This is a genomic window from Hymenobacter sp. BRD128, from assembly GCF_013256625.1.
Classification (GTDB): domain Bacteria; phylum Bacteroidota; class Bacteroidia; order Cytophagales; family Hymenobacteraceae; genus Hymenobacter.
Window position 1 is genome coordinate 3,450,865 of the sequence record NZ_CP053908.1, and the last position, 24,015, is coordinate 3,474,879.

General features: G+C 58.6%; 23 protein-coding genes. 6 read left to right on the forward strand and 17 right to left on the reverse strand.

Features of this window, described 5'->3' with window-relative positions:
- Positions 1 to 11 precede the first annotated feature (11 nt).
- The 4 genes from GKZ68_RS15230 to GKZ68_RS15245 all read left to right on the forward strand — a co-directional run bounded on the left by GKZ68_RS15230 (position 12) and on the right by GKZ68_RS15245 (position 3,948).
- On the forward strand, positions 12 to 839 hold the full coding sequence (locus tag GKZ68_RS15230; protein WP_173116256.1) for an energy transducer TonB: 828 nt from the start codon (positions 12 to 14) through the stop codon (positions 837 to 839).
- Positions 840 to 970: 131 nt separating this feature from the next.
- Entirely contained in the window at positions 971 to 1,237 is a 267-nt protein-coding gene (locus tag GKZ68_RS15235) for a hypothetical protein (protein ID WP_173116258.1), read from the forward strand.
- Positions 1,224 to 2,243, forward strand: coding sequence for a PstS family phosphate ABC transporter substrate-binding protein (locus GKZ68_RS15240; protein ID WP_173116260.1), 1,020 nt, complete (start codon positions 1,224 to 1,226; stop codon positions 2,241 to 2,243). Before GKZ68_RS15235 ends, GKZ68_RS15240 begins: the two co-directional genes overlap by 14 nt.
- 73 nt (positions 2,244 to 2,316) lie before the next feature.
- On the forward strand, positions 2,317 to 3,948 hold the full coding sequence (locus GKZ68_RS15245; RefSeq protein ID WP_173116262.1) for a lipopolysaccharide assembly protein LapB: 1,632 nt from the start codon (positions 2,317 to 2,319) through the stop codon (positions 3,946 to 3,948).
- Positions 3,949 to 4,001: 53 nt separating this feature from the next.
- Here GKZ68_RS15245 and GKZ68_RS15250 read toward each other — a convergent pair whose 3' ends face one another.
- The 15 genes from GKZ68_RS15250 to GKZ68_RS15320 form a co-directional block, all read right to left on the reverse strand.
- Positions 4,002 to 5,063, reverse strand: a complete 1,062-nt coding sequence (locus GKZ68_RS15250; RefSeq protein ID WP_173116264.1) for an RluA family pseudouridine synthase — start codon at positions 5,061 to 5,063, stop codon at positions 4,002 to 4,004.
- An 81-nt stretch (positions 5,064 to 5,144) separates the two neighbouring features.
- Positions 5,145 to 5,777 carry an OmpH family outer membrane protein gene (locus tag GKZ68_RS15255; protein ID WP_173116266.1) on the reverse strand — a complete coding sequence of 211 codons (633 nt, stop codon included), beginning with the start codon at positions 5,775 to 5,777 and terminating at the stop codon, positions 5,145 to 5,147.
- A 57-nt stretch (positions 5,778 to 5,834) separates the two neighbouring features.
- Positions 5,835 to 6,530, reverse strand: a complete 696-nt coding sequence (locus GKZ68_RS15260; protein ID WP_173116268.1) for an OmpH family outer membrane protein — start codon at positions 6,528 to 6,530, stop codon at positions 5,835 to 5,837.
- 141 nt (positions 6,531 to 6,671) lie between these two features.
- Positions 6,672 to 9,185 carry an outer membrane protein assembly factor BamA gene (gene bamA / locus GKZ68_RS15265; RefSeq protein WP_254244024.1) on the reverse strand — a complete coding sequence of 838 codons (2,514 nt, stop codon included), beginning with the start codon at positions 9,183 to 9,185 and terminating at the stop codon, positions 6,672 to 6,674.
- 18 nt (positions 9,186 to 9,203) lie between these two features.
- Entirely contained in the window at positions 9,204 to 9,950 is a 747-nt protein-coding gene (locus tag GKZ68_RS15270) for an isoprenyl transferase (RefSeq protein ID WP_173116270.1), read from the reverse strand.
- Between the two features lie 153 nt (positions 9,951 to 10,103).
- Complete coding sequence (locus GKZ68_RS15275; protein ID WP_254244025.1) at positions 10,104 to 10,868, reverse strand: DUF6089 family protein; 765 nt, start codon at positions 10,866 to 10,868, stop codon at positions 10,104 to 10,106.
- Between the two features lie 42 nt (positions 10,869 to 10,910).
- Positions 10,911 to 11,804, reverse strand: coding sequence for a DUF6089 family protein (locus tag GKZ68_RS15280; RefSeq protein WP_173116274.1), 894 nt, complete (start codon positions 11,802 to 11,804; stop codon positions 10,911 to 10,913).
- 131 nt (positions 11,805 to 11,935) lie between these two features.
- Positions 11,936 to 12,835: an NAD kinase gene (locus GKZ68_RS15285; protein WP_173116276.1), complete on the reverse strand. Its 900-nt coding sequence runs from the start codon at positions 12,833 to 12,835 to the stop codon at positions 11,936 to 11,938.
- A 33-nt stretch (positions 12,836 to 12,868) separates the two neighbouring features.
- A complete protein-coding gene (locus GKZ68_RS15290) occupies positions 12,869 to 14,425 on the reverse strand; it encodes a POTRA domain-containing protein (RefSeq protein WP_173116278.1) in 1,557 nt (518 codons plus the stop codon).
- Positions 14,426 to 14,434: 9 nt separating this feature from the next.
- Entirely contained in the window at positions 14,435 to 15,112 is a 678-nt protein-coding gene (locus tag GKZ68_RS15295; protein ID WP_173116280.1) for a CBS domain-containing protein, read from the reverse strand.
- A 180-nt stretch (positions 15,113 to 15,292) separates the two neighbouring features.
- Entirely contained in the window at positions 15,293 to 16,093 is an 801-nt protein-coding gene (locus GKZ68_RS15300) for an alpha/beta fold hydrolase (RefSeq protein WP_173116282.1), read from the reverse strand.
- A gap of 102 nt (positions 16,094 to 16,195) precedes the next feature.
- Positions 16,196 to 16,780, reverse strand: a complete 585-nt coding sequence (locus GKZ68_RS15305) for an aminodeoxychorismate/anthranilate synthase component II (RefSeq protein ID WP_173116284.1) — start codon at positions 16,778 to 16,780, stop codon at positions 16,196 to 16,198.
- A gap of 84 nt (positions 16,781 to 16,864) precedes the next feature.
- A complete protein-coding gene (locus GKZ68_RS15310) occupies positions 16,865 to 17,386 on the reverse strand; it encodes a CvpA family protein (RefSeq protein WP_173116286.1) in 522 nt (173 codons plus the stop codon).
- 70 nt (positions 17,387 to 17,456) lie between these two features.
- Positions 17,457 to 17,921, reverse strand: coding sequence for a GatB/YqeY domain-containing protein (locus tag GKZ68_RS15315; protein WP_173116288.1), 465 nt, complete (start codon positions 17,919 to 17,921; stop codon positions 17,457 to 17,459).
- A 35-nt stretch (positions 17,922 to 17,956) separates the two neighbouring features.
- Entirely contained in the window at positions 17,957 to 18,976 is a 1,020-nt protein-coding gene (locus tag GKZ68_RS15320) for a hypothetical protein (protein ID WP_173116291.1), read from the reverse strand.
- Positions 18,977 to 19,136: 160 nt separating this feature from the next.
- Here GKZ68_RS15320 and GKZ68_RS15325 point away from each other — a divergent pair, with 160 nt between their 5' ends.
- Both GKZ68_RS15325 and GKZ68_RS15330 read left to right on the forward strand, forming a co-directional pair.
- Positions 19,137 to 19,859 carry a pyridoxine 5'-phosphate synthase gene (locus tag GKZ68_RS15325; protein ID WP_173116293.1) on the forward strand — a complete coding sequence of 241 codons (723 nt, stop codon included), beginning with the start codon at positions 19,137 to 19,139 and terminating at the stop codon, positions 19,857 to 19,859.
- 138 nt (positions 19,860 to 19,997) lie between these two features.
- Entirely contained in the window at positions 19,998 to 21,026 is a 1,029-nt protein-coding gene (locus GKZ68_RS15330; protein ID WP_254244026.1) for a hypothetical protein, read from the forward strand.
- Between the two features lie 133 nt (positions 21,027 to 21,159).
- Here GKZ68_RS15330 and GKZ68_RS15335 read toward each other — a convergent pair whose 3' ends face one another.
- The gene (locus GKZ68_RS15335; protein ID WP_173116295.1) at positions 21,160 to 22,731 is read right to left on the reverse strand and encodes a DHA2 family efflux MFS transporter permease subunit; all 1,572 of its coding nucleotides are present in this window, start codon (positions 22,729 to 22,731) and stop codon (positions 21,160 to 21,162) included.
- Positions 22,732 to 22,866: 135 nt separating this feature from the next.
- Positions 22,867 to 23,952: an HlyD family secretion protein gene (locus GKZ68_RS15340; RefSeq protein ID WP_173116297.1), complete on the reverse strand. Its 1,086-nt coding sequence runs from the start codon at positions 23,950 to 23,952 to the stop codon at positions 22,867 to 22,869.
- Between the last annotated feature and the right edge of the window lie 63 nt (positions 23,953 to 24,015).

Here is a 24,015-nt window from a genome sequence, read left to right on the forward strand (position 1 = left end):
ACCCCTGCTCAATGTCATTACTTCCCGCGTTTCTTACCGATAGCCTCGACGACGTTGTCTTCGAAGGCCGTAATCAGGCATACGGCGCCTACCAATTGCGCCAAGACTACCAGCAGCACCTGGCCTCGGCTGGGGGCTATACGCTGCTGTTTGGTGCGCTGCTTTTTCTGGGTGCCGCTGGATGGAGCCGGCTGCATCCGGCGACCGTGGCACCGCTAACCCATCCTGTTATTGCGTGTCCTATCATAATACCTAAGGAAGTCGTAATTGAACATCCCAAGGTGGCTCCCGCTAGCCCACCGCCCGCCCGCCCAGCAGTTACCCACCCTGCCCCTAGCATACCCACTGAGGTAGCGAAAGACAATGTGCCGCAGCCGCACATTACGCCGGTGACGCACACGGAAATAGTGGACGGCGCTACTGGCCCCGTCGTTCCCGGTTCGGTAGCTGTCACTGACCCTAGCGCTGTAGCTGGCCCGGGCGGCGATGCCACAACTGGCCCCGCTACGGCACCCGCCTCGAATGAGCCCTTCGTGGTCGTCGAAAAAATGCCGGAGTTCGCCGGTGGGCAGGCAGCCTTATTGCGCTACTTACAGCAACATTTGCGCTACCCCAACTCGGCGCTGGCAGCCGGCGTGGGCGGTAAGGTATTTATGAGCTTCGTGGTGGGGGCAGACGGTACTATTTCCGACGTCACGATTCTGAAAGGGCTGGGCTACGGGCTGGAAGAGGAAGCGCTGCGCGTGGTGCGCCAGATGCCAACATGGATGCCCGGCTACCAGAGCAAGCACCCGGTACCGGTGCGCTTTACCCTGCCTATCACCTTCAGCATTCAATAAGGATTACGAGGCTTAGTAGGAGAAATCAGGTTTTTGTGCCCTTTTTTGCAGGCTGATTACGCGCCCGCGCCGGACCCGAACAAATTGGGGTCCGGCGCGGGTTATGAGTATTCTATTACTCCCCTCGTTTCATGGCCCTTCCCACCACCGAAGAGCGCCTGGGCTCGCCCCAGCGAATAGTGCGCTTTTTTACCCTCATCATGTCGCTGGTATATGCCGCACTGGGCATTTGGCTCTGGCTGACGGCGCACCGGCCCTCGGCGGCGGGCGCCCTGCTGCCGCTAGGCCCCAAAACCCGCATGGTGCTGGGCTCCGTGTTTATTCTGTACGGCCTCATTCGCTTTGTGCGTACCATCCGCACGCAGTTTCGCAAACCTACTCCCGATGACTTTAGCTAATCTGTTTTACCGGCCCGGCCGCTCTGCTTTGGGCACGCTGTTACTAGCCGCCTGCATGCTGCCCGGCTGCCACCCCGACCGCTCGGCGGGCACCAGCGAAGACGCTACCGACACGCCCACCAGTGGCCACGTCGGCATTAGCGTCGATGAGACGTTTGCGCCCATCCTGGAGTCGCAGGTCGATACGTTTCAGAAGCTGTATCCCGATGCCCACCTCAAGGTATCGTATCAGCCGGAGGACAACGTGTTTCTCGACCTGCTCAATGATAAGGTAAAGGCTATTGTGACAGCCCGCGAGCTAACGGCCGACGAGAAGAAGACGCTGGACAAGCAAAATATGCTGCCTATCACCACCAAAGTAGGCATCGACGGGCTAGCCATCATTCTGAACCCGTCTAACCCCGACTCGCTGCTGACCATAACCCAGCTGCGGGGCATTTTCGGGGGCCAGACTACGCAGTGGAGCCAGGTGAGCGGTCAGAAAAAGCTAGGCGCTATCAATGTGGTATTTGATGCCAACCGAAGCAGCACCAGCCGTTTCATGCGCGACTCGCTGTTGCACGGTGCGGTGCTCAGTCCCAAGGCGTTCGCGGCGCAGTCCAATACCAAGCTGCTCGACTACGTGGCTAGCCACCCCACGGCCGTGGGCGTGGTGGGAGTGAACTGGATTTCGGATGCCGACGACCCTACCGTGCGCCGGTACCGCCGGGGCATCCGGGTGGCGAGCATTACCGCCCGCCCCAACCCGACCAAGGACGACTACATTCAGCCCGACCAAGTGTACCTGGCCCAAAAAACACCGGAGCTGCTCAAGCAGCACCCTGAGTTGCAGAACTACCCGCTGCGCCGCAACCTTTACGCCATTAGCCGCGAGGCGCGGGCGGGGCTGGGCTCGGGCTTTGTTTCGTTCGTGGCGGGCCAGAAAGGGCAGTTGATTTTTCAAAAATCGGGCTTGATGCCCGCCAATATGCAGGCCCGTATTGTAACCACGAATAAACGCCAGTGAACTACCTTGCGCCGCATCGCGTAGTATACCCACCAATCTTTCACCTGAAGTTTTCTTTTTTTCCTTCCCTCTTATGTCTTACAAGCCCTGGAAACCGCTGCTGCTGACCGTCCTCACCGTAGGGGCCGGCGCTACGGCCGCCACCGCCCAAAACATAGCCACTGCTCAGAAAGCCATTGAGCTAGGCCGCTACAATGAGGCACGCGCTGCGCTGCGCGGCAACAGCTCGCCCGAAGCCAACTTTGAACTTGGGCGCCTTTACCAGATGCGCGACCTGCCCGACTCGGCTAGCTACTTCTTCAATCGTGCCGCCGGCCCCACGCCGTTTGGCCAGGTAGCCGAAGGCCGCGCCCTGCTGGCTAAAGGCCGGGCTAGCGAAGCCGATGCTAAGTTCTCGGCTGCCGCTGCCGCCACCAAGAATAAAGACCCCAAGGTGCTAACCATGATTGCGCAGGCATATGGCGAGTACGACGGCAAAAGCCTGGACATTACCAAGCCGCTGACTTACGTTAAAACAGCTGAGGTACTGAGCAAGGGTAAGGACGACCCGGCCCTGATGGTAGCGCGTGGTGACATTTACCTGCACAGCGATGCCGGCGGTGGCGAGGCAATGAGCAGCTACGACCGCGCCATCGCGGCTAATCCGAATTACACGGAAGCTTACTACAAACGGGGTGTCTTGAATGTGCGCAGCAAAAACGGCGCCGGCGCCCAGGAGAACTTCAATAAAGCCATTGCCTTGAATTCGGGCTATGCACCGGCTTACCTCGACATGGCTACCATGTATGCATCGGCTAGCCAGTATGATAAGGCGCTCGCAGCATTTCAGCAGTACACCAACGTAGCGGAGAAGTCGCCTTCGACTACGGAGAAGTATGCTGCATTCCTCTACCTCTCGAAGAAGTACCCAGAAGCGCTGGCGCAGGCCAATGAAGCCTTAGCCAAGGAGCCCAATAACCCGACCATGAATCGCATCAAGGCCACTTCGCTGTATGAAACTGGCGATTACGCCGGTGCCGCGACTGCCATGGACCAGTTTATGAAAGTGGTTCCGGCCGATAAAATCCTGGTTGATGATTATTCTTACCAGAGCAAGATTTTGCTAAAAAATGGCCGCAACGATGAGGCATTGAGCGTGTTACAGAAGGCTATTGCCGGCACGACTGACCCTGCTAAGAAAGCCGACTTGCAAAACGACCTTGCTTCGGTATACTTGGCTAAGAAGGACTACCCGGCCGCCATTCGTATCTACAAGTCGAAAGGGAACCTTGACTTGGCTGACCAGTTCCGTATTGGTAGTGCTTATAGCGGCAACAAGCAGTACACCCAGGCTGATAGCGTATACAATATTATCACGACTGCCAAACCAACTTACGCACCGGCTTACCAGGCGCGCGCTCAGGCTAACTTCCGCCTCGACCCCGACTCAAAGAAGGGCTTGGCAAAGCCTTACTATGAGAAATATATTGAACTGACTAGCGCCGACCCAACCAAGTACCGCAGCGGTCTAATTGAGGCCAACAATTACCTCGGTTACTATAATCTGCAAAAAGGTGACAAGCTAGCGGCTACGCCCTACTACCAGAAGATTCTGGAAATGGACCCCACCAACGCCGATGCCACCAACGCCATGAAGATTATCAAGGGCGTGCCGGCAAAGACGACGACGACCAAGAAAACCACTACGACTGTTAAAAAGAAGTAGTATTCGTGGTCCTGCAAAAAAAGCCCCGCTGCCACTTGGCAGCGGGGCTTTTTTCATTCTTGCGTAACAGCCCAGGCTTCCCATTTCGCCAGCACTGCGGCAAAGTCTTCGGGTAGCTCGGCCTCGAAATATATTCGCTCGCCGGTGCTAGGGTGCACAAAGCCTAGCGAGCGGGCGTGGAGCGCCTGCCGGGGCATCCGGGCGAAGCACTGTTCCACAAATGCCTTGTAGGCGCCGCTAGCCGGTCCCACGCGGATGCGGTCGCCGCCGTAAGTAGCATCGCTGAATAGGGGGTGGCCGATGTGCTGCATGTGCGCCCGAATTTGGTGCGTGCGGCCGGTTTCGAGGCGGCATTCGAGCAGCGAGACGGGGCCGTAGCGCGCGAGCACCCGGTAGTGCGTCACGGCGTGCTTACCCTGCTCGCCGTCGGGGTACACGGCCTGCACCTTGCGGTCACGCAGGCTGCGCCCGATGTGGCCGCGCACAGTACCTGCGTCGTCGTCAAACTTGCCCCAGGCCAGCGCAAGGTAGCTGCGCTCGATGGTGTGGTGAAAAAACTGCTGCGAGAGATGCGTCATGGCCCACTCAGTTTTGCCAATCACCAGCAGGCCGGAAGTGTCCTTATCAATGCGGTGCACGAGGCCGGGGCGGATTTCACCATTGCGGCCCGTAGGTAGGTTTTCGAGGTGGTAGGCAAGCCCATTCACCAGCGTACCTTCCCAGTTGCCATAAGCGGGGTGCACCACCATCCCGGCCGGCTTATTCACGATGAGCAAGTCGGCATCCTCGTAGCGGATATCGAGGTTCATCTTTTGCGGCTCGACCTTGCCGGTGCGCGGCGGCTCGGGCAGCGTGATGGTAATGACATCGGCCGGCCGCACCCGGTAGTTGGACTTGGTTACGTGCCCATTCACTTGCACCGCCTCGGCCCGGATAGCGTCCTGAATCTTGGTGCGCGAGGCGTTGGCTAGCCGATTGAGCAAAAATTTATCGAGGCGCAGCAGCTCTTGCCCCCGGTCGGCCACAATGCGGTGGTGCTCATAAAGCTCATCGCCTTCGCCCGCGTCGTCGGGCTCTAAATCGGAGTCGGGGCTAGCGGGGGGCGGAAGCAGCATGGGTAAAAGCGGAGCGGAGTAGCTGACACGAAAAAAGCCGGAGCCACAGGCTCCGGCTTTTTGGCCACTGGTGGGCAATATTTATTTGCTCTTGGTTTTGGTCTTACCAGCCGGCGCGGCGGGTACCATAGGCGCCTGAGCTTTGGGAGCTTGCATTACCGGAGCCGTTGAAGGAGCCGTAGGCGTGATGCCCATTTTCTTCAAGATGATATCCGATACGTCGCCGTCTTTGGGGCCGTGCAGCAGGATAGGGTTACTGCCCGAATCCGAGTTCAGGATATAGGTATACCCCTGCTCATTAGCTACGGCATCAATGTTTTTCTGAATCTTGTCGAGCACCGGGCGCAGCAGCGTCTGCTGCTTTTGCTGCATCGATTGCTGGGCCGTCTGCTGAAACTCCTGGATGCTCTGGCCCAGGGTCTGCAGTTCCTTTTCTTTATCAGCCTTGATAACGGGCGTCATAGTCGGAGCACCCTTCTGGTAAGCATCCAACTTTGTCTGGTATTCAGTCGTCTTGGTTTTCAGCTGGGCCTCCAGCTGCGTGCCGTAAGCTTTCAGGTCCGACTCAATCTGCTTGCTTTCGGGCATCTGGCTCAGCACGTATTCCACGCTGGTAAAGCCAATTTTAAGGGGAGCCTGCGCCTGAGCGCTCGGAGCGAAAAACGAAGCGGCTGCGAGTGCGACGGCGGCGAAGGTCAGGTGAAGTTTTTTCACGCGGTTTACGAAGAAAGTCAAGGGTCTAAAAAAATTTCGGTTGCAAAGGTAAGGATACTAGGGCTTTCTGCCAGCAGAGGTTTTTGAGGCCCTGGTAGACTGCGTTTTGGCCGGAATAGCGGGGTCGGGCGTGCCCGAATCCGACTCAAAGTTAGGGTCGGTGCTAGTGGTCGGGGTTTTGGGCGGCTTCACAGTTTTTACCGGGCCTTTAGGGCCGGGCTGGTTGCGGGTGGGCGAGCCTAGCCCCAGCGCTTCCAGCACAAACTCAGTATAGTCGTGCGTGGGATTGACATAAATTAGCGTCAAATCCCCGGCTCTGTCAATAATCATATCTAGTTTGCGGGCCTTGGCAACCTTCTCGACCGCGTCAAAAATCTTGTCCTGCGCGGGCTTATTTAACTCCACACGCTTCTTAAATAGCTGGCCTTCGTAGCCAAACTGCTTGGTTTCGTAGGCTTTAACTTCCTGCTCTTTTTTCAGAATCTCGTCCTGGCGCTTCTTTTTCATTTCCTCAGTCAGGACGACTTCCTCGGCCTGGTAGGTGCGATAGAGCTTGTCGAGGTCTTTCTTCTGCGCCTCGATTTCCTTCTGCCAGGTATCAGTGAGCTTGGCTAGCTCCACCTGGGCCTGGGCATACTCCGGCATCTTGCTCATAATGTACTCGGTATCGATATAACCGAATTTCTGGCCCCAGGCCGGCGCACAGGCCACCAGTAGCAACAGTGCCAATACAGAACGAGCAACGTGAGTCATGCGGGAAAAAAGGAGCGCAATCCGAACCAGCTTCGGCGCGTCGGCTACAACGACCAAGCCAGCTTCTTTAGTCTAAGCAGCAAGCTGCCAGGCTGTTCTTAAACCACTTGGGCTAGCCAAAACGTTCAGCCCAGCGCAAGCCTAGCGAATCTGCTGGCCGATGATGAAGTGGAAGTGATTGAAATCCTGTGCCGTTGTAGTACCAGGAGGCGGAATTACTGTATCGAATGCCCGGCCGTAGTCAAACCCTAGCAAACCGAACGCCGACATGAAAATACGGGCCCCGAAGCCAGCCGAGCGGTACAGCTTATAGGGGTTGTACTGGCTGTACACATCTACCGCGTTGCCCGCTTCGGCAAAGCCCAGGATGTAGACCGTAGCGGCCGGGTTGAGGCTCACCGGATAGCGCAGCTCAGCCACGTACTTATTATAAGCCACGCCGCCGCTCTTACCCGTTTGAGCCGTCGGGATGGCGTAAGCACCATTGGGGTCGTCGTAGCCGCGTAGACCAATATAGTCGGTACCCACCAGGAATGAGCCGCCGCCGCCGTAGCCCAGGCCCGCGCCGCCCATCTTGAAGCGTTCAAACGGTCCAGGAGTGCGGTCCTTGCTATACGTGCCGATGTAGCCGAAGTGCGCCCGTGTGTTGAGCACCAGCTTACCCACGATGGGTGTAAACCACGAGGCGTCAAACATCCACTTGTGAAATTCTACCCACTCGTACACGTTGGGGTGCGCACCGGGGAAGGCCGAGTACGGCGGCGTCAGGCTTACGCTCAGGCTCAGCGACGAGCCCCGGCGGGTGTAGGTCGGGTTATCGATGCTATTGCGCGACAGCGTGGTATTGAGCGTAATGTTATTGGCGCGGCCGGTGCTGAAATCCGAGAAAATCGAATAATTTTGCAGCTGATACTGGCTGAACGAGAGCGAGTTGCTAAGCGAAAAATAGTCATCCGGCACCCGCAGCTGGCGGCCCAGGCCGATGGTAGCACTATTTACCTTGATAAAGCTGCCCGTAGTGGGGTTAAAATTGACCCCCAGGCGCGACACGCTGCGGTTCAGACTAAACGATAAGGAATTAGGCTTACGGCCCCCTAGCCAGGGCTCGGTGAAGCTGAACGAATAAGCCTGGTACTGCAAGCCATTGGCCTGCACATTTAGGGCCACGCGCTGGCCATCGCCGGCCGGTACGGGCGTCCAGTTGTGAAAGTCACGGGCCTTACGCAGCGAGAAGTTGTTGAAGACCAGGCCCACCGTACCAATAAAGCCGGCATAGCCACCCCAGCCGCCCGACAGCGTAATCTGGTCCGAAGGCTTTTCCACCACCGTATAATTGATGTCCACCGTCCCATCGGCCTGGTTCGGCACGGGGTTGATACCAATTTTTTCCGGGTCGAAGTACCCTAGCGTGGCAATCTCACGCTGCGAGCGAATGAGCAACTCCCGGTTGAACTTATCGCCGGGCAGCGTGCGCAGCGTGCGGCGCAGCACGTGGTCGCTGGTCTTGGTATTGCCCGCGATGTTGATGTCCTTTACCCGCGCCTGCACCCCTTCCGAGATGCGCATCTCAATGTCGATGGAATCGCCTTCGACCTTGGTTTCTACCGGGTCGAGCTGAAAGAACAGATAGCCGTCGTTCATATAGAGCGACTCCACATCCTGGCCCGTGGGGTTGTAATGCAGCCGCTTGTCGAGGTTTTCGTGGCTATAAGGTGCCCCGCGCTTGATGCCCAACACCGACGACAGCGTTTTGCTATCGTAGAGGTAATTGCCTGACCAGGTGATATTGCGGAAGTAGTATTTTGGTCCTTCGTCTACTTTCAGTTTTACAATCAGGCCCTTCGCATCACGCTCAATGGTATCGGACAGGATGGTGGCATCGCGGTAGCCCTGGTTGTTGTAAAAATCGACCAGTTTCTTCTTATCATCTTCAAAATCAGAGCGCTGAAATTTACCAGGCGTCAGGATTTTGTACGACTTGCGGGCCTTGGTCTTCTTGAATTGACTGGCTAGCTTACCGTCCTTGAATGCTTTGTTGCCTTCAAACTCAATGTCGTGAATACGTACCTTCTGGCCCTTATCCACGTCAATTTTCAGCGCTACACTGTTGGAAAGCGCCGAGTCAGCTACTTGGCGGATAACTACTTTGGTATCTAGGAAACCTTTGTTAGTGTAGAACTTGCGTACCTGCGTGCGGGTGTTAGCCAGCAGGGCATCGGTCACGACCTTACCCCGGATGAGCTTGATTTTCTTCTCAATATCCGTGGCCTGCCCCTTACTAATACCCTCAAACGAAAACTTGGAGAGGCGCGGCCGCTCGCGCACGTTGAAATCCAGGAATATCTTGCTGCCTTCGGTGCGCGCAACACTTACTGAAATATCGGCCACCAGTCCCTGCGCCCAAATTTTGCGGATGGCTTTGCCCAGGTCATCGCCAGGCACATTTATCACGTCCCCAATCCGCAAACCTGACAGGCTAATTAACGTATTAGGGTCTAGTGAGCGGGCGCCACTCACCGTGATGCCCCCCAGTTCGTACTTGCGCGGCTCTTCAGCGGCCGCTTCTACCTGCTGCGCATGCGCCGGCCGGGCTACCAGCACAGTAGCCAGCAGTAGTACACTCAACAATCCACTACGTAGGTAGGTACGCATCATTCTAACTAAATAATAAAATCAGGAGGCCGACAGCTGTTCGCTGGTTTTGCCAAAGCGGCGCTCCCGGCCCTGGTAGGCCCGCAAGGCATCGCGAAAGTGACTGCGCCGAAAATCAGGCCACAGAACGGGGGTAATATAAAGCTCCGTATAGGCGAGCTGCCAGAGCAGAAAATTGCTGATGCGCTGCTCGCCGCTGGTGCGAATAAGTAATTCGGGGTCAGGAATACCAGCCGTTGACAAATAGCTGGTTATGGTGTTTTCGTTTACTTCAGCCGGTTGCAGGCGGCCAGCCGCCACATCAGTGGCCAACCGCCGGGCCGCTTGGGCCAGGTCCCAGCGCCCGCTGTAGCTCAGGGCTAGCACCAGGGTCATGCGGGTACCAGCCTTCGTTAGCTCAATAGCTTCGGCTAGCTCGCGCTGGCAGTTAGCAGGTAGGTTGCCAACTTCGCCAATTGCTTGCAAACGCACACTGTTTTTTAGTAGCGTAGGTGTTTCCTGTCGAATGGTATGCACCAGTAGTTGCATTAGCGCAGTCACCTCAAAAGCCGGACGGTTCCAGTTTTCGGTTGAGAACGCGTAAAGCGTTAAGTAGTGCACCCCCAACTCGGCGGCCTCCTCTACCGTGTCGCGCACCGCCGTAATAGCACTTTGATGCCCAAACACGCGTAGTCCTCCCCGCTGCTTGGCCCAGCGCCCGTTACCATCCATGATAACGGCTACGTGGGCAGGAATATTAGAGAGGTCTATTTCGGACCGTTCGGCCATCTTTGCGGTTTGCGTATAAGAGGCCGCAAGTTACGCAAAGGGTTGCAGTCTGGCTTCGGCCGCGCCCCTATAAGCGAGGCAGACAACAAAGCCGTTAGATTTTAATTGACTATTTGTCAAGATATTAACCCCATAAAAGCACTGCACAAACCCTTATTTCAAGAGGCGTTTGTTTTTATTGTAAGGTGCCGGGCAGAGGATTTTATAGAAGGTATACGACAGGCTGATGCCGGAATAATAGTACCAATCCTGGTCGTGGCTATTTACGAGCAGAGGGGTCTGGTCGCCGGTGTGGTCGAGCTGGTCAGTAAAGGTCTTGCGCGCGCCCATCTCCAAACCCAGGTTGAAGTGTTCGGTGAGCGCGATTTTTAGGCCGGCACCAGCGGGAATGGCTAGGCCCACTTTAGCACCTTTGCGGTCAAAATCGGCTTTAAGGGCATCATTGGCGCTGCTAACAGTGGTGCTGACATAATACAGCCCTAGTCCGGCGAATAAATAAGGCGACACATGCACGCGGTGCTGGTCCCTACGGTCATGATAGTCCAAAAAATTGTATTCCACCACGCCGGCGGCTTCCGCTAGCCCCCCACTCAGGCTGAGTTGCCGATAGCTCTGCAAGGGTGGCACGCCACCGTTCACGCCTTGTACATTAGCATCGGTGGCACGCAGAAAGCCAGTCGTCAGGCTAGCCCGCAGCGTAACGGGCACCGACACATCACGGCGATAAAAGATAGTTAAGGCCGGGCGGCTATTCTGCCACTGAAACTGCGGCGATACTTCGCCTTTATAGTTGGTAGCGCCCACTCCAATGCCTACCTCACTGGTATGCTGAGCAAAAGCAGGAGTAGCTAAAAAAAACGCACTTCCCACTAGTAAGCTACTAGCGGGAAGTGCGAAGAGAAACCTAAAAACGGTCATGCAGCAGACTGTAAGGGTAAGGTCCAGCCAGCTAGCAATAGCCTAGCGGAACTTGGGGTTCTTAATTTTCGGGTTCAGGATGTAGTTGAGCGAGAAGCCGGTAACGGTGTACCAGTCGCTTTTACCCTGACCGCGCTTGGCGCCAGGGAGAAAACCGCCAGCTACCCCAGTCGACGTATTGGTGATACCACCGGGCGCAGTACCACCGCCGTAACCGCCAAAATATTGTGCAGCAGCGCTAGCACCCGACAAACTAGCATAGTTTCCGCTCACATCGTCTAGGTAACCAGTAAAGGTTTTACGCAAGCCTATCTCGAAAGCAGCATCCAGGTTGCGATTGATACGGTAGCGCACGCCAACACCGAAGGGCAGCGAAAATTGGAATTTGCTGTAATCAACCCCTTCCGTCTTCAATGCTTGCAGGTCAACATAGTTGCCGCTGGCATCTTTGCCCTGCGGAGAATGATGGAAACCAGCAACGCCACCGAACAGGTAGGGTACGAAGTCAGGACGCTTTAGGTAATTGTTGCGGTTTTCAATCAGGTCAACGATAACTACGGCCGAAGCTTCGTAGATATCATTGCGGAAATTCATATTTCGCGTGTAGCGGAAGCGGGCGTTCACATCGTCTTTGCTGGCATTGGTGTTGTCATCGGCCGTGATGCGGCCATAGGCAATAGCAAAGCGGCCCGACACGCGCGGAAAGAAGCGGTGCGTAATATTAAGGCCAATATTAGGCCGGGTATCGCCCAAGTGAAATGAGGCGAAGTTGGTGAGTGGGTTTAAGTCACCAAAATAGTTCATTGCATTCAGGCTCACCCCGATAGAGGTATACTGCTTACGCTTGCTGAACTGCTGGGCATCGGCATGTTGCGTAGAGCCTAGCAATGCTAGACCGGCGAGCACGGCCGTTGAGTACGTGAAAAACTTAGTCATAAGGCGTAGAGTAAGGAGTTGGTCGAGCTAGATGGATGCAAACGCGACAGGACGTGGTTCGCAACGAATGCAAAAGTAAGAGTTAAAGGTAACTAAAAAAAACCAAGCCTTTTTTTAGTAGCTTTTCAGCACTATTTTAACTGTAATGCAACAGCTGGATTACGGCGGTCAAGGCCCCAATTTAGTTTATTTCGCAAAGTACTTAAGAAATTGACGTGGTTTAATTTAACCAGCCGAGCGTTAAAGTTTTCACGCCGAACAGCCATTTGTATGCTTGCTTCGACCGGTACAGAGCGCGAATCGAGGGCAAGCAAGTAGCTGGTGGCGCGGCCTTCTATCTCAAACGAAATAATGCTTTGGTCGGATACAACAAGTGGGCGAACATTCAAATTGTGGGGGCATACGGGAGCGATGATAAAATTGTTTGTCTGCGGGAGCATTACTGGTCCACCACAGCTCAAAGAATAGCCCGTAGAGCCCGTAGGCGTAGAAACAACGAGCCCATCGGCCCAGTACGAGTTTAAATATTCTCCGTTGATGTAGGTGTGCACGACAATCATGGCGGAGGTGTCGCGCTTTAAAATACTAAATTCGTTGAGGCCAAAGTTAAGGGCACCAAATACATCGGGGTCGGTTTCGACCCGGAGCAGGCTGCGGTCTTCGAGGGTGAAGTGCCCCTTAAACAAGGCATCGATAGCTTGCGGAATATAGTCGGGATTGATGGGAGCCAGGAAGCCTAGCCGGCCGGTGTTGATACCCAAAATCGGTATCTGAAGCGCGCCGACATAGGTGACCGTATCGAGCAGGGTGCCATCGCCGCCGATGCTGAGCACAAATTGAACTCCCCGCAAGGAGTCGCCGCGCCGAAAAGTGCTGATGTCGGGTGGCAGGCGCAGGTGGCTGGCTAGGTAGTCGCAAAAAGCCTCGACTATCATCATCTCGGCCCCCCGGGCCACTAGTTCATCGAGCAGAGTTTGCAGGAAAGGGGCTACGGCCTCGTCAAATGGCTTACCCAGGATAGCAATTTTCATAACAAAAACTTAATACTGCGGCACCCTTGCAAATCAGATGGGGAAAGCCGTGCGGAAAAAGACTCCCGTGCTTGTGTAAACGGTGAGGGTACGAGTGAGCTCGACGCAGAAAACACGGTCGTAGTAGGTCACCAAATGTAGGCCCAGGCCCACCGATGCCAGCAACTGACCGGGCAGCTGGTTAGTAGGCGACTGGTAGCGGCCGACGCTGCCCCCCGCCACGCCCGCGTCGGCGAAAGCGTTGAGGTATACGGCCAAGGGCAGCGTACCTACTTTCGGATTGTGAATAAATGGCAGAGCCAGCGGCGGGGGGGCCCAGGCGCGCAGGCTCAGGCCCTGCTGCACGAGCGCATAGGAGCGGCCCTCGACCACGTAGATGTCGTAGCCGCGCACCAGTGCATCGTAGCCGAAGCTACGCGCATCGGCATAAGCCAGGCTGGGGGCAAAGAGTCGGGTTTGGGCGCTCAGGCCGCCGGCGTAGTAAAAACCGTGGCCCAGGCTGAGGTAGCGCGCGTAGCGCAGCCGCACTGTGGCGTAGGCCGGCGAACGCTCGGCGCCTACAAACTGGCGAAAATTGAGCCCGGCCTGAAAAAACTGCCCGGTAAGCGGATAGGCAAAAGTATTGCGCTGGTTGTTTGTAGTGACGAAGCTGGCATCCAGGTACGCGCGCTGCGCCAAGCCTAGCAGGTAGTCCGGGTTAAGCTGGCCAATAAGGTTACTGATTTGCTCCCGGTGATACGACACGTCGAACGCCGAGGCTAGCTGCACGGTGTGGCGCAGCCGCAACCCACTCGACACGTAGAAGCGCTGAATAGGAAAGGCATCGGTTTCGGCATCGCTGAGGCTACGCAGGCGGTCGAAGAACGTGTTGTAGTCGAGATTACGGCTTTGGTAGTACGAGATGGCTAGCCCCACTCCTATCCGGCGGCGGCGCCCCAGGCCGGGCGCCTCGTAAAACAACTCGTACTTGCGGTTGAAGCCGAGCTGGATGTTGGCCGTTAGCTGCTCGGCGCGCCCCCGGAAATTAGCATCGACCAGATGCAGGCCGTAGTCAATGCGCTGCCAGCGGTCGAGGCGGGTGCGCCAGCGGTTAAAATCCTCTCCCAGCGACAAAATAGGGCTAGGCAAAATATACCAGCGCTCCTGCATGCTGAACAGCACCGTAAGCTGCCCCGTGCCGCCGCAGCTGCCCTGCGCCAGCACAGTATGAAAGAGTTGCAAGTTGTAGAGGCGGCGGCGGTTGGCTTCGAGGCGGGTGGCCAAGTCGGCCACCGTCAGCGAGTCGCCTTCGTGAAAATCGAGCTCGGCGCGCAGCGTGCGCTCACGGGTGCGGTTGTTGCCCACAAAAAGAACGGCCGATACCCGCACGCGGGCGCCGGGGCAGGAGCCCACGCGCACCAGCGTGTCGGTGGGAACCACCACGGGGGCTAACGCTGGCGGGTGAGCCTCGCGGCGCAGCGGAGGCAAGCCATCGGGCGGGGCCGGCGGTAGCGGCGTTTGAGCTGCCAATAAGCCCGCCGACCCCAGCAACATGGTAAGGAGCAGCCAACCTACGGCAGTAGCAACAGAAAGCCGGGCGTGGTGCTTCACCCCGCAAAGTTAGACGCTGAGGTAGCGCAGCAGCGCGTCGAAGCGCTCCTGCTCGTCTTCACTCGCCACGGGTGTACCGCTAAACTGGGCCGATACCACGTAGCCAAACCGCTCGAGCGTGGCCGTGATGCGGGCCAGATTATCGGTATTGAGGCGCAACGTGAGGCGGATGCGGTAGGGGTCGTGCTCGTCGGCAATGACGTGGGCCGAGAGAATCTTGGCGTTGTTTTCCTCCACGTAGCGGCTGATTTGCGAGAGCGAATAATCGCGCTCCTCCATCGTGAGCACCAGGATGCTGCCCTGGCCAGCCACGCCGGGCACCGGCCCGAAGGCGGCCAGGGCATCGCTCACCGTTACCACGCCCGCGTATTCCTGCTGCTCGTCGAGCACGGGCACGAGCTGGATTTTCTGCTCAATAGCCAGCTCCATCACCCGGTAGAAGTGCTGGTCGTGCTGCACGTGCACGTTGGCGTAGCCTAGCGGCAGCTCGGCCAGCTGGGTATTGGGGTTTTCGTAGTCGGCCAGGTCTTGCTCGGTGACGAGGCCGCGGTAGCTGCGGCCGGTGAGCACGGGCAGCTGCCCCACGTGAAACTCTTCCAGCCACCGCGCGGCCTTGGCGGTCGTGTCGGTGCCCTTCAGCGGCGGAATCATCTGATTGAGAAGGTCTTCGGCGAGTAGAGCAGGCATAAATACATAAGCTAAGAAAGCGGGCAGTCAACAGCATACCAGCCTAGATTCGGGCCAACTGCCGCCAAAAGCAGCAGGACGCCGCACATGGCGCGGCAAGCCACGAATAGGACTACTAACGGGTGGGAAAGGTTGCTAAATAAAGGCAAAAACCAAGCCCAGCCTCGGCCAATATACCAGCTAGCGCGCCGAGCTGGCGGCCAGCATCGGCGAAAGCTGGTTGGTAGTGCGCTGCAGGAAGCCCGCCAGCCAGCGGTTGAAGCCGGCCGGGCGCTCCATCATGGGGGCGTGGCCGCAGTGGTCAAGAAACCGCAGCTCGGCCTGGGGCAGCAGGCGCTCGAAATCGTGCGCCACGGAGGGCGGCGTAATGGTGTCGTTCAGTCCCCACACCAGCAGCACCGGCACCGTGATGCGGTGCAGGTCGCCAGCCAAGTTGTGATGCTGGGCCGAGCGCGCAATGCTAATCATGCGCAGGCACTTGGCGTTGGAATTGGTAACGGCAAATACTTCATCGACCAATTCCTTGGTGGCCACGCTAGGGTCGTAAAACGTGTAGCCCACCCGCTCGCGCACAAAATTGTAGTCGCCGCGCTTCGGGAAAGAGCCGCCCATGCCGTCCTCAAATAAGCCGCTGCTACCGGTGAGCACCAGCCGACGCACGCGGCCGGGGTTTTTGAGCGTGTACACCAGCGCAACGTGGCCGCCGAGCGAATTGCCCAGCAGAGTAAACTCAGTGGGCAGCTGCAACTTATCCACAAAGCTTTCCACATAGGCGACCAGCCCCGGCACGGTGGCTTGCAACAGCGGCATGTCGTAGACGGGTAGCACCGGAATAATTACGCGATACTGGGCCGAAAACTCGGCCACCACGTCTTGCCAGTTGCTGAGCGCGCCGAAAAGCCCATGCAGCAGCAGCAACACCGGCCCCTGGCCTTCGTCGACATAGTCAAACCCGTGCTGCTGCTGGCGGCGAAGCTCCATAATTTCTGGTTTAGCGTTTCTAGGTTTTCGCTTTTGAGGGCTGGCACTCAACTGCCCAAACGACAGGCAGCCCGAAACCAGCCTGCGTAATAAAAAGTCAACCTATGCAATGTTACAACAGGCCATCCAATTTGCCAGCCAGCGCAGGCCGTGGGTGGTGAGCAGCGCTTCGGGGTGAAACTGCACGCCGTAGAGCGGCAACGCAGTGTGGCGCAGGGCCATTAGCTCGCGGTCGGCATCGGCGGTCACGGCCAGTGGGCGCAGGCTAGCGGGCAGCGTATCGACGTCTAAGGCTAGCGAGTGGTAGCGCGTTACGGGCTGGCGCCGGGGCTGGCCAGCCAGCCAGGGGTCGTCATCGAGCAGCTCAATGTCGGTCACCTTGCCGTGCCAGGGCCGGGCCGCGCGGCGCAGGCTAGCCCCAAAAAACTCGCCCAGCGCCTGCTGGCCCAGGCACACGCCCAGCATGGGCAGCTCTTGGTGGTAAGCCTCGACAACGGCCAGCAGGTTGCCCGCCGTGGCGGGTGAGCCGGGGCCGGGCGACAGCACGATGCCCTGAAACACCAGCGCCCGCAGCTCGGCCAGCGGCACATCGTTGCGGCGCACCAGCACCTCGGCCCCCAGCTGGCGCAGGTAGTCGGCCAGCATGTGGGTAAAGGAATCGAAGCTATCGAGCAGCAGAATTTTCAAGTTGAAATGAGGAATGAAGAAGTTAGAATGAGAAATTATGCCGCTAACAATTCTTCATTTCTCATTCTATTATTTCAAAGTAATTCACATTGCCCCTTTGAGCCTAGCCAGCAGGTTTTGGGCAAAGGGCAGCACGTAGCCGGTTAGTTGCAGGGCTAGCGGCGTGGCTTTCACCACCCAGGGCAGCACTACCGAGCCGGCCGTGAGGCTGGGCGCCAGCAGCGGCAGGCCGGCCAGGGCCGTGCCGTGCAGCAGCAGGCTCAGGCCCAGCAGCCACTTAAGACCGCCGGCCGCCGCGCCCAGCAGGTGGTCGAGCACCCCCAGTGGGGTGAGGTGCACGGCCTTTTTTACCAGCCCGCCCAGCAGGTGCACGCCCCACATAATACCCACCAGCACCAGCAGGAACGATACCAGCGGCAGCATGCCCCACAGCTCGCCCAGGTAGGAGCGCACCACCGGAATGGCCGCGCTCAGCAAGCACAGCCCACCCACTACCCCTAGCACGAAGGCCAGCAGCGACACCACCTCCAGCACCAGCCCGTGCCGGTAACCCTTGACGGTGCCCACGGCCAGCGGCAACAGCAACAGCACGTCGAGCGGAGCCATGTTACAGGTATTTGGAATGAGGAATGAAGAAGTACTTTCTGCTAATTTTCCATTCCTCACGCTAAGCTAACTAGAAGTCTGTGTTGTTGAGCAGCATATTCACCACTTCCGAAATGCGCTTGCCGTCGGCCTGGCCGCTGAGCTCGCGGGCGGCTACGCCCATTACTTTGCCCAGGTCAGAAGGCCCTTTGGCGCCCGTGCGCTGAATAATGTCTACGAGCTTCTGCACTAGGTCGCCCTCGCTAAGCTGCTGGGGCAAGAACTCTTCGATAATGGCCAGCTCGGCCAGCTCGGTTTCTTCGAGGTCGGAGCGGAACTGCTCTTTGTAGGTAGCGGCCGACTCGCGGCGCTGTTTGGCGGCTTTGTTGAGCAGCTTCAGCTCCTGGTCGGCGCTGAGGCCGGTGGTGCTGGCGCCTTCAGCCGTTTCGGCCAGTAAAATCTGCGATTTGATGGAGCGCAGGGCGGTGAGGCGGGTTTTGTCTTTGGCCAGCATAGCTTGCTTGATGCCGGCGTCGATGGTGTCTTTGAGAGCCATTGGGAAAGGGAAAGAGCGGGTTAGCGCAGTAAAAATTAGGAGTGAAGCCGGGATGCGGCAATAAATTGCTGCGGCTGGTCGAGGTATACGGCTAGGCGACGGGCCGTGCGGCGCAGGCCATACGGCCCCACAACCACTACCGGCTTGGCAAAGGTGAGCAACAGATTGGGGCTAGCGAATAAGAGCTTGCTCAGGCCTAGCACGCCGGAGCCCGCAGCCGGGGCTTCGTGCAGGGCTTCGGCAGCTACCAAGGCCGTGCGCGGCACGGCTAGCTCCCACACAAACCCAATGCGGAGGCGTAGCTCGTCGGGGCTCAGCAACACGGGCCGCAGGCGCACCGCCTGGGCATGGCCCAGCAAGAATACCAAGCCGTATGCATCGGCCAGCAGCAGCCAGGGCGCGAGCGCGGGGCACCAGTGCTGGGCCAGCAGGTGTACGCAGGTAGCCTCCACCACGAGCACACCCGCGGCCGTAGCCACCAGCGCCACAAAGCCCGATTCGCGGTAGCTGCTGAAGGCCGTGGCACGAATCGGTCTTTCGGGGCGGGCCCACCAGCCCAGGCCAGCATACCGCAGCACGGTGAGCTCGGCCAGCAGCAGTTCGCCCACCGCGCCCAGCGAGCGCATGGCGGCCTGGGCGCTAGGCCACACGTGGGGCTCCCGGGCGTAGGCCGCTCGGTAGGTATGCACCAAGCGGCGGGCCCGAGTGGCGGCTAGCCCCAGGGCCGCAGCTTCGAGCAACGCGGGCAGCAGGCGCAGGGCGCGCAACGGGGCCTGCTGGGCCGCAGGCAGCAGCCAGCTAGCTAGCCCTAAACACGCCCCCAGCACGGCTACCAGGCTGGTAAGAGGCAGGCGATAGGGCCGCATCACTAGGAAATAGAATAGCAGCGGCAAACAAACTAGCAGGTCAAAGGCTACCCCCACGGGCAGGGCCGGGCGCTGGCTGAAGACAGGCTGGTGAATGACAAGGTTTTCGATACCCAGCAGCAGGCTGGCCAGCGCCCCGAACCATAGCAATGGGCCCAGGCGAACGGGTGGGCGCAACGAACTAGTCATGGGCAGCGTGGTTTAGGGAGGAAAAAGTCAGGCGGCGCAGCGGCCCGGCAAAGGTACCTTGCACTGCTGCGCCGCCCTAGCCTGCCCGCCGCGCCCACTTACGTAGCCAGCTTGGCGCCGCCAAGCGCATCCGTTAAATCTGTTTAATCTGTTTGAATCTGTGGTCAAGCTAAGCGTTAACATCAACAAAATTGCCACGCTGCGCAACGCGCGCGGCCTGCACGCCCGCCCCGACTTGCTGCAAGCCGCTCGCGACATCGAGCGCTTTGGGGCCGAAGGTATTACGGTGCACCCGCGCCCCGATGAGCGCCACATTCGCTATGACGACGTGCGCAACCTGAAGAGCATCGTGACCACCGAGCTAAACGTGGAGGGTAATCCCACGCCCGACTTCCTGGCCCTGTGCCGCGAGGTGCGCCCCGAGCAGGTGACGCTGGTGCCCGACGCCCCCGACGCCATTACTTCCAATGCCGGCTGGAATGTCATTCAGCACCAAGGCTTTCTGCGCGAGGTAGTGGCCGAGCTTAAGGGCTACGGTGCCCGCGTCAGTATTTTCCTCGACCCCGACCCTAGCCTGGTCGATGCCGCCGCCCACACCGGCACCGACCGCGTGGAGCTCTATACCGAAGCCTACGCCCGTTACTACGCCGCCGACCGCGCCGCCGCCGTGCTGCCCTACCGCGACACCGCCCGCGCCGCCGTGGCCGCCGGCCTGGGCCTGAATGCTGGCCACGACCTCGACCTCGACAACCTAGCCTACCTAGCCCAGGAGCTGCCCGGCTTGCAGGAAGTGAGCATCGGCCACGCGCTGGTGGCCGATGCGCTGTATCTGGGCCTAGAAAACACGGTGCAGCTGTATAAGCGGCAACTGCGGCAGGGCTAGCGGCGGGCGCCCAGTCAAAGTAAGAGATTGGCGAAAAGCAGCACCTAACCGGCTGGCTTCACCAGCCTTTCACCCGCTGGGCTTGCCGGCCCCTGGCTGGGCCGTAACTTGCGCCCTCATTTACCTATCTCAACTGTAGTGCGTTCACGTTTTTATTCGGCTTGGCGCGGCGCGCTGGGCCTGGGGCTGCTGGCCAGCCTGGGCCTTTCGGCCTGCAACCGCTCGGGGCAAGGCGAAGCGGCCACCGACAAAACCGACACCCTAGCCGCCGCCAACAAGCCGGCCCCCGTCGATACCCTGAAGCTTAAGCGCCTGGCCATGCAGCGCGACTCGCTCAAGGCCGACAGCATTGCCAAGAAAACCGGCCAGCTGCCGGGCTCACTGCTGCCGGGCCACCGCATTGTGGCGTTTTACGGCAACATTCGCTCGAAGGGCATGGGTATTCTGGGCCGCGAGCCCAAGGCCCAGATGATGCGCAAGTTCGACGGTGTGCTGAAGGAGTGGCAGGCCGCCGACCCTAGCCTACCCGTGCTGCCGGCTTTTCACAGCGTGACCATCACGGCGCAGGGCGCGCCGGGCGCCGATGGCAAGTGGCGCCTCATGAACTCGAAAAGCACCATCGAGGAAACCCGCGCCTGGGCCCGGGAGAAAAATGCCATTTTGTTTCTGGATGTGCAGGTGGGCTGGAGCGACCTCGCCCACGAGTTGCCCAAGCTCACCGAATACCTCAAGGACCCGATGGTGCACCTGGGCATCGACCCCGAATTTGCGCTGGGTACTATGCACGTGCGGCCCAACAAGAAAATCGGCACCTACGACGCCAAAGACGTGAATTTTGCCATCAACTTCCTGGCCCGCATCGTGAGCGAAAACCACCTGCCGCCCAAGATTCTGATGGTGCACCGCTTCACTCGCAAGATGGTGACCAACGTTAAGAATATCAAGCTGGACCCGCGCGTGCAGGTAGTGATGGATATGGACGGCTGGGGCGACCCTACTCTCAAAAAGGATTCGTACAAAGCTTACATCGAGAAGGAGCCCGTGCAGTTTACCGGCTTCAAGCTCTTCTACGAATACGACATCAAGCCCAAGCCGCACCACATGATGACGCCTCCCGAGGTGCTGGCCCAGCTCAACCCCAAGCCGCTTTACATTCAGTATCAATAGGCGCGGGACTAGCCCTGGCACCTAAAAAAGGCTTCCGGCATAATGCCGGAAGCCTTTTTTTTATAACCTAGCGCCTAATAATCGTCACCTAAGTAAGCCACGTAAATAGGCTTTTGCAAAACGCGGGCCAGAATTAGTGGGCCGCATTGAGGTCGATTTTCTCGCCCACTTTCGGGCGCTTGACCAGCAAAATGAGCGGCACACAGGCCAGGAAGAAGAAGCCGAGCGCGTAGAAAATCTCGGTGTAGGTGATGAGCGACACCTGCTTCATCAGGGTGCCTTCGAGGGCAGCGTAGGCGGCTTGCTTGGCTTGGTCGAGGGCTAGCCCCTTGTTGAGAAAGCTCTGGGTGAAGGCCTGCACGCGCTGGGCCGTTTCGGTATTGTAGAGCGAGATATTGGGCAGCAGGGCCACGCGGTTGTTCTGGATGCTGCGCTCGAGGTAAGTACCCACGATGGCCACGCCAAACGAGCCGCCGAGCTGGCGAATCATGCCGGTGAGGCCGGCGGCCTGCCCGGCATCGCGCCCTTGCAGGCCGGCCAGGCTCATGGTGGTGATGGGCATAAAAATCAACCCTAGCCCCACGCCGCGCACGATGAGTGGCCAAAAGAAGTCGTGCTCGCCGGCCGTGGGCGAAATGCGGCTGCCCATCCAGAACGTGAAGCCGAAGAAGATGGCGAAGCCCACCGGCAGCATAAATTTCTGGGGCACGCCGGCCATCAGCATCCGGCCCACAATGGGCATCATCAGGCCCGAAGCCAGGGCGCCGGGCAACAGTATCCAGCCCGTTTGCTCGGCCGAGAAGCCCAGGATGCGCTGGGTGAAAATCGGAAACACAAACACCGAGGCAAACAGCCCGAAGCCCAGCACGAACGACAGAAAAGCGCCTACGGCCAGGTTGCGGCTCTTGGCCAGCACCCGCAGGTCCACAATCGGGGCCTTGGCCGTGAGCTCGCGCCACACGAAGCCAATGAGCCCGACGGCCGCTAGCCCGGTAAAGAGCTTAATAATGTTGTCGTCGAACCAGTCGTTGGTTTCACCCTGCTCCAGCACGTATTGCAGTGAGCCCACGCCCAGTATCAGCAGGCCGATACCGGCCCAGTCGATGTCGCGCAGCGGCCGCGGAATGGCATTTTTGATGCGCTCGGGGTCGCGGATAAACAGGATGGTGAAGATGCTAGCCAGAATGCCCACCGGCACGTTCACGTAAAAAATCCAGGGCCAGGAGTAGTTTTCTACGATGTAGCCGCCCAGGGTTGGGCCGATGGTGGGGCCGATAATCACACCCATGCCGAACAGCGCCTGCCCTAGCGGCAACTGCTTGGGCGGGAAGGTGTCAATCAGAATGGCCTGCGAAGTCGCCATCAGGGCTCCGCCACCCACGCCCTGGATAAAGCGGAAAATAACCAGCTCGGGCAGCGTGGTGCTTTGGCCGCAGGCCATGGAGGCCAGCGTAAATAAAATGACCGAGGCCAGGTAATAGTTTTTGCGCCCGAACTGCTCGGCCAGGAAGCCGGTCATCGGAATCACAATCACGTTGGCAATGGCGTAAGAGGCAATTACCCAGCTCACTTCCTGCTGCGTGGCCGAGAGGTTGCCCATCATCTGGGTCAGGGCCACGTTCACGATGCTGGTGTCAATGAGCTCCAGCAAGCAGCAGAAAACTACCGTCACGACGATAATCCACTTTCTAAATCCGGTTTCCATAGTACTTATTTAGCTAGTACTGAATGTATAAAATTTGGCATTGCGAGCGCAGCGAAGCAATCGCATCCGAACAGCACCCGAACGATTTCGTTCTGGGGCGATTGCTTCGCTGCGCTCGCAATGCCAAAATGGGCCTTACTTCACCGCCACGATGGCATTTACGCTCATGCCGGTGCGCAGCGGGTGGGCGGGGTCTTCTTTGTTGAGCACGATTTTTACGGGCACGCGCTGGGTTACTTTCACAAAGTTGCCGGTCGAGTTGTCGGGGGGCAGCAGCGCAAAGCGGGCACCCGTAGCCGCCGACAGCGACTCGATGTGGCCATCAAATTCTTCGTTCGGGTAGGCATCCACTTCGAGTTTCACCGGCTGGCCCACTTTCATGTTTTCAAGCTGGGTTTCCTTGAAGTTAGCCACCACCCAGGTGCGGGCGCTGCTCACCAAGCCTACTAGCTGCTGGCCGGGGCTTACTACCTGGCCGGGCTGCACGTTTTTGCGGCTCACGATGCCATTGGCGGGTGCCACGATGGTAGTGTAGCTCAGCTGAAGCTGGGCGTTGTTGAGGTCATTCTGGCGCTGCTTCACTACGGCCTCGGCCACGACTACCTGCTGCTGAGCGGCCGTTACCTGGTTGCGGGCCACGCTCACCTGGTCCTGGGCCGTGCTCTGCTGGGCCGTAGTCGATTTGAGGTTGGCGGCTACGGCATCATACTCGCTCTGCGGAATGATGTCCTGATTGCGCAGCTTGGTGCTGCGGGCCAGGTCCTGCTGCAAGCGGGTGCGGTTGGCGGCGCTCACCCCGATGCTGGTTTGGGCGGTGCGCACGTTGGCCTGGGCGGTGCCCACGGCGGCGCGGGCGGCGGTTACCTGGGCGCGGGCGGCCAGCAGGGCCGCCTGGGCGGCATCAACGCGCTGCTGATAGTCGGCCGGGTCGATGGTCACGAGCGTGTCGCCCTTTTTCACGTGCTGGTTGTCGTCAACATACACCTTCAGTACCGGGCCGCTCACGCGGGGCAGCACCGGGTAGATGTCGCCTTCTACCTGGGCGTCGTCGGTGCTTTCGTGGGCCTGGGCAAACTGGTAGCGCTGCCAGCCAAAGTAGCCACCTACGAGCAGCGCCAGGGCCACGATAATCAGGACGAGCGGGTTACGCTTCTTTTCGGGTTCCAGCGGCTCGGCCACGGCGGTCGGGGAGGCGTCTTGGAGTTCGGTCTGGGTAGCCATGAGACTAAAAAGAGAAGTTGATTACGAGTTAATGAAGGACTGCTTATTGCGAAGAACAACAAG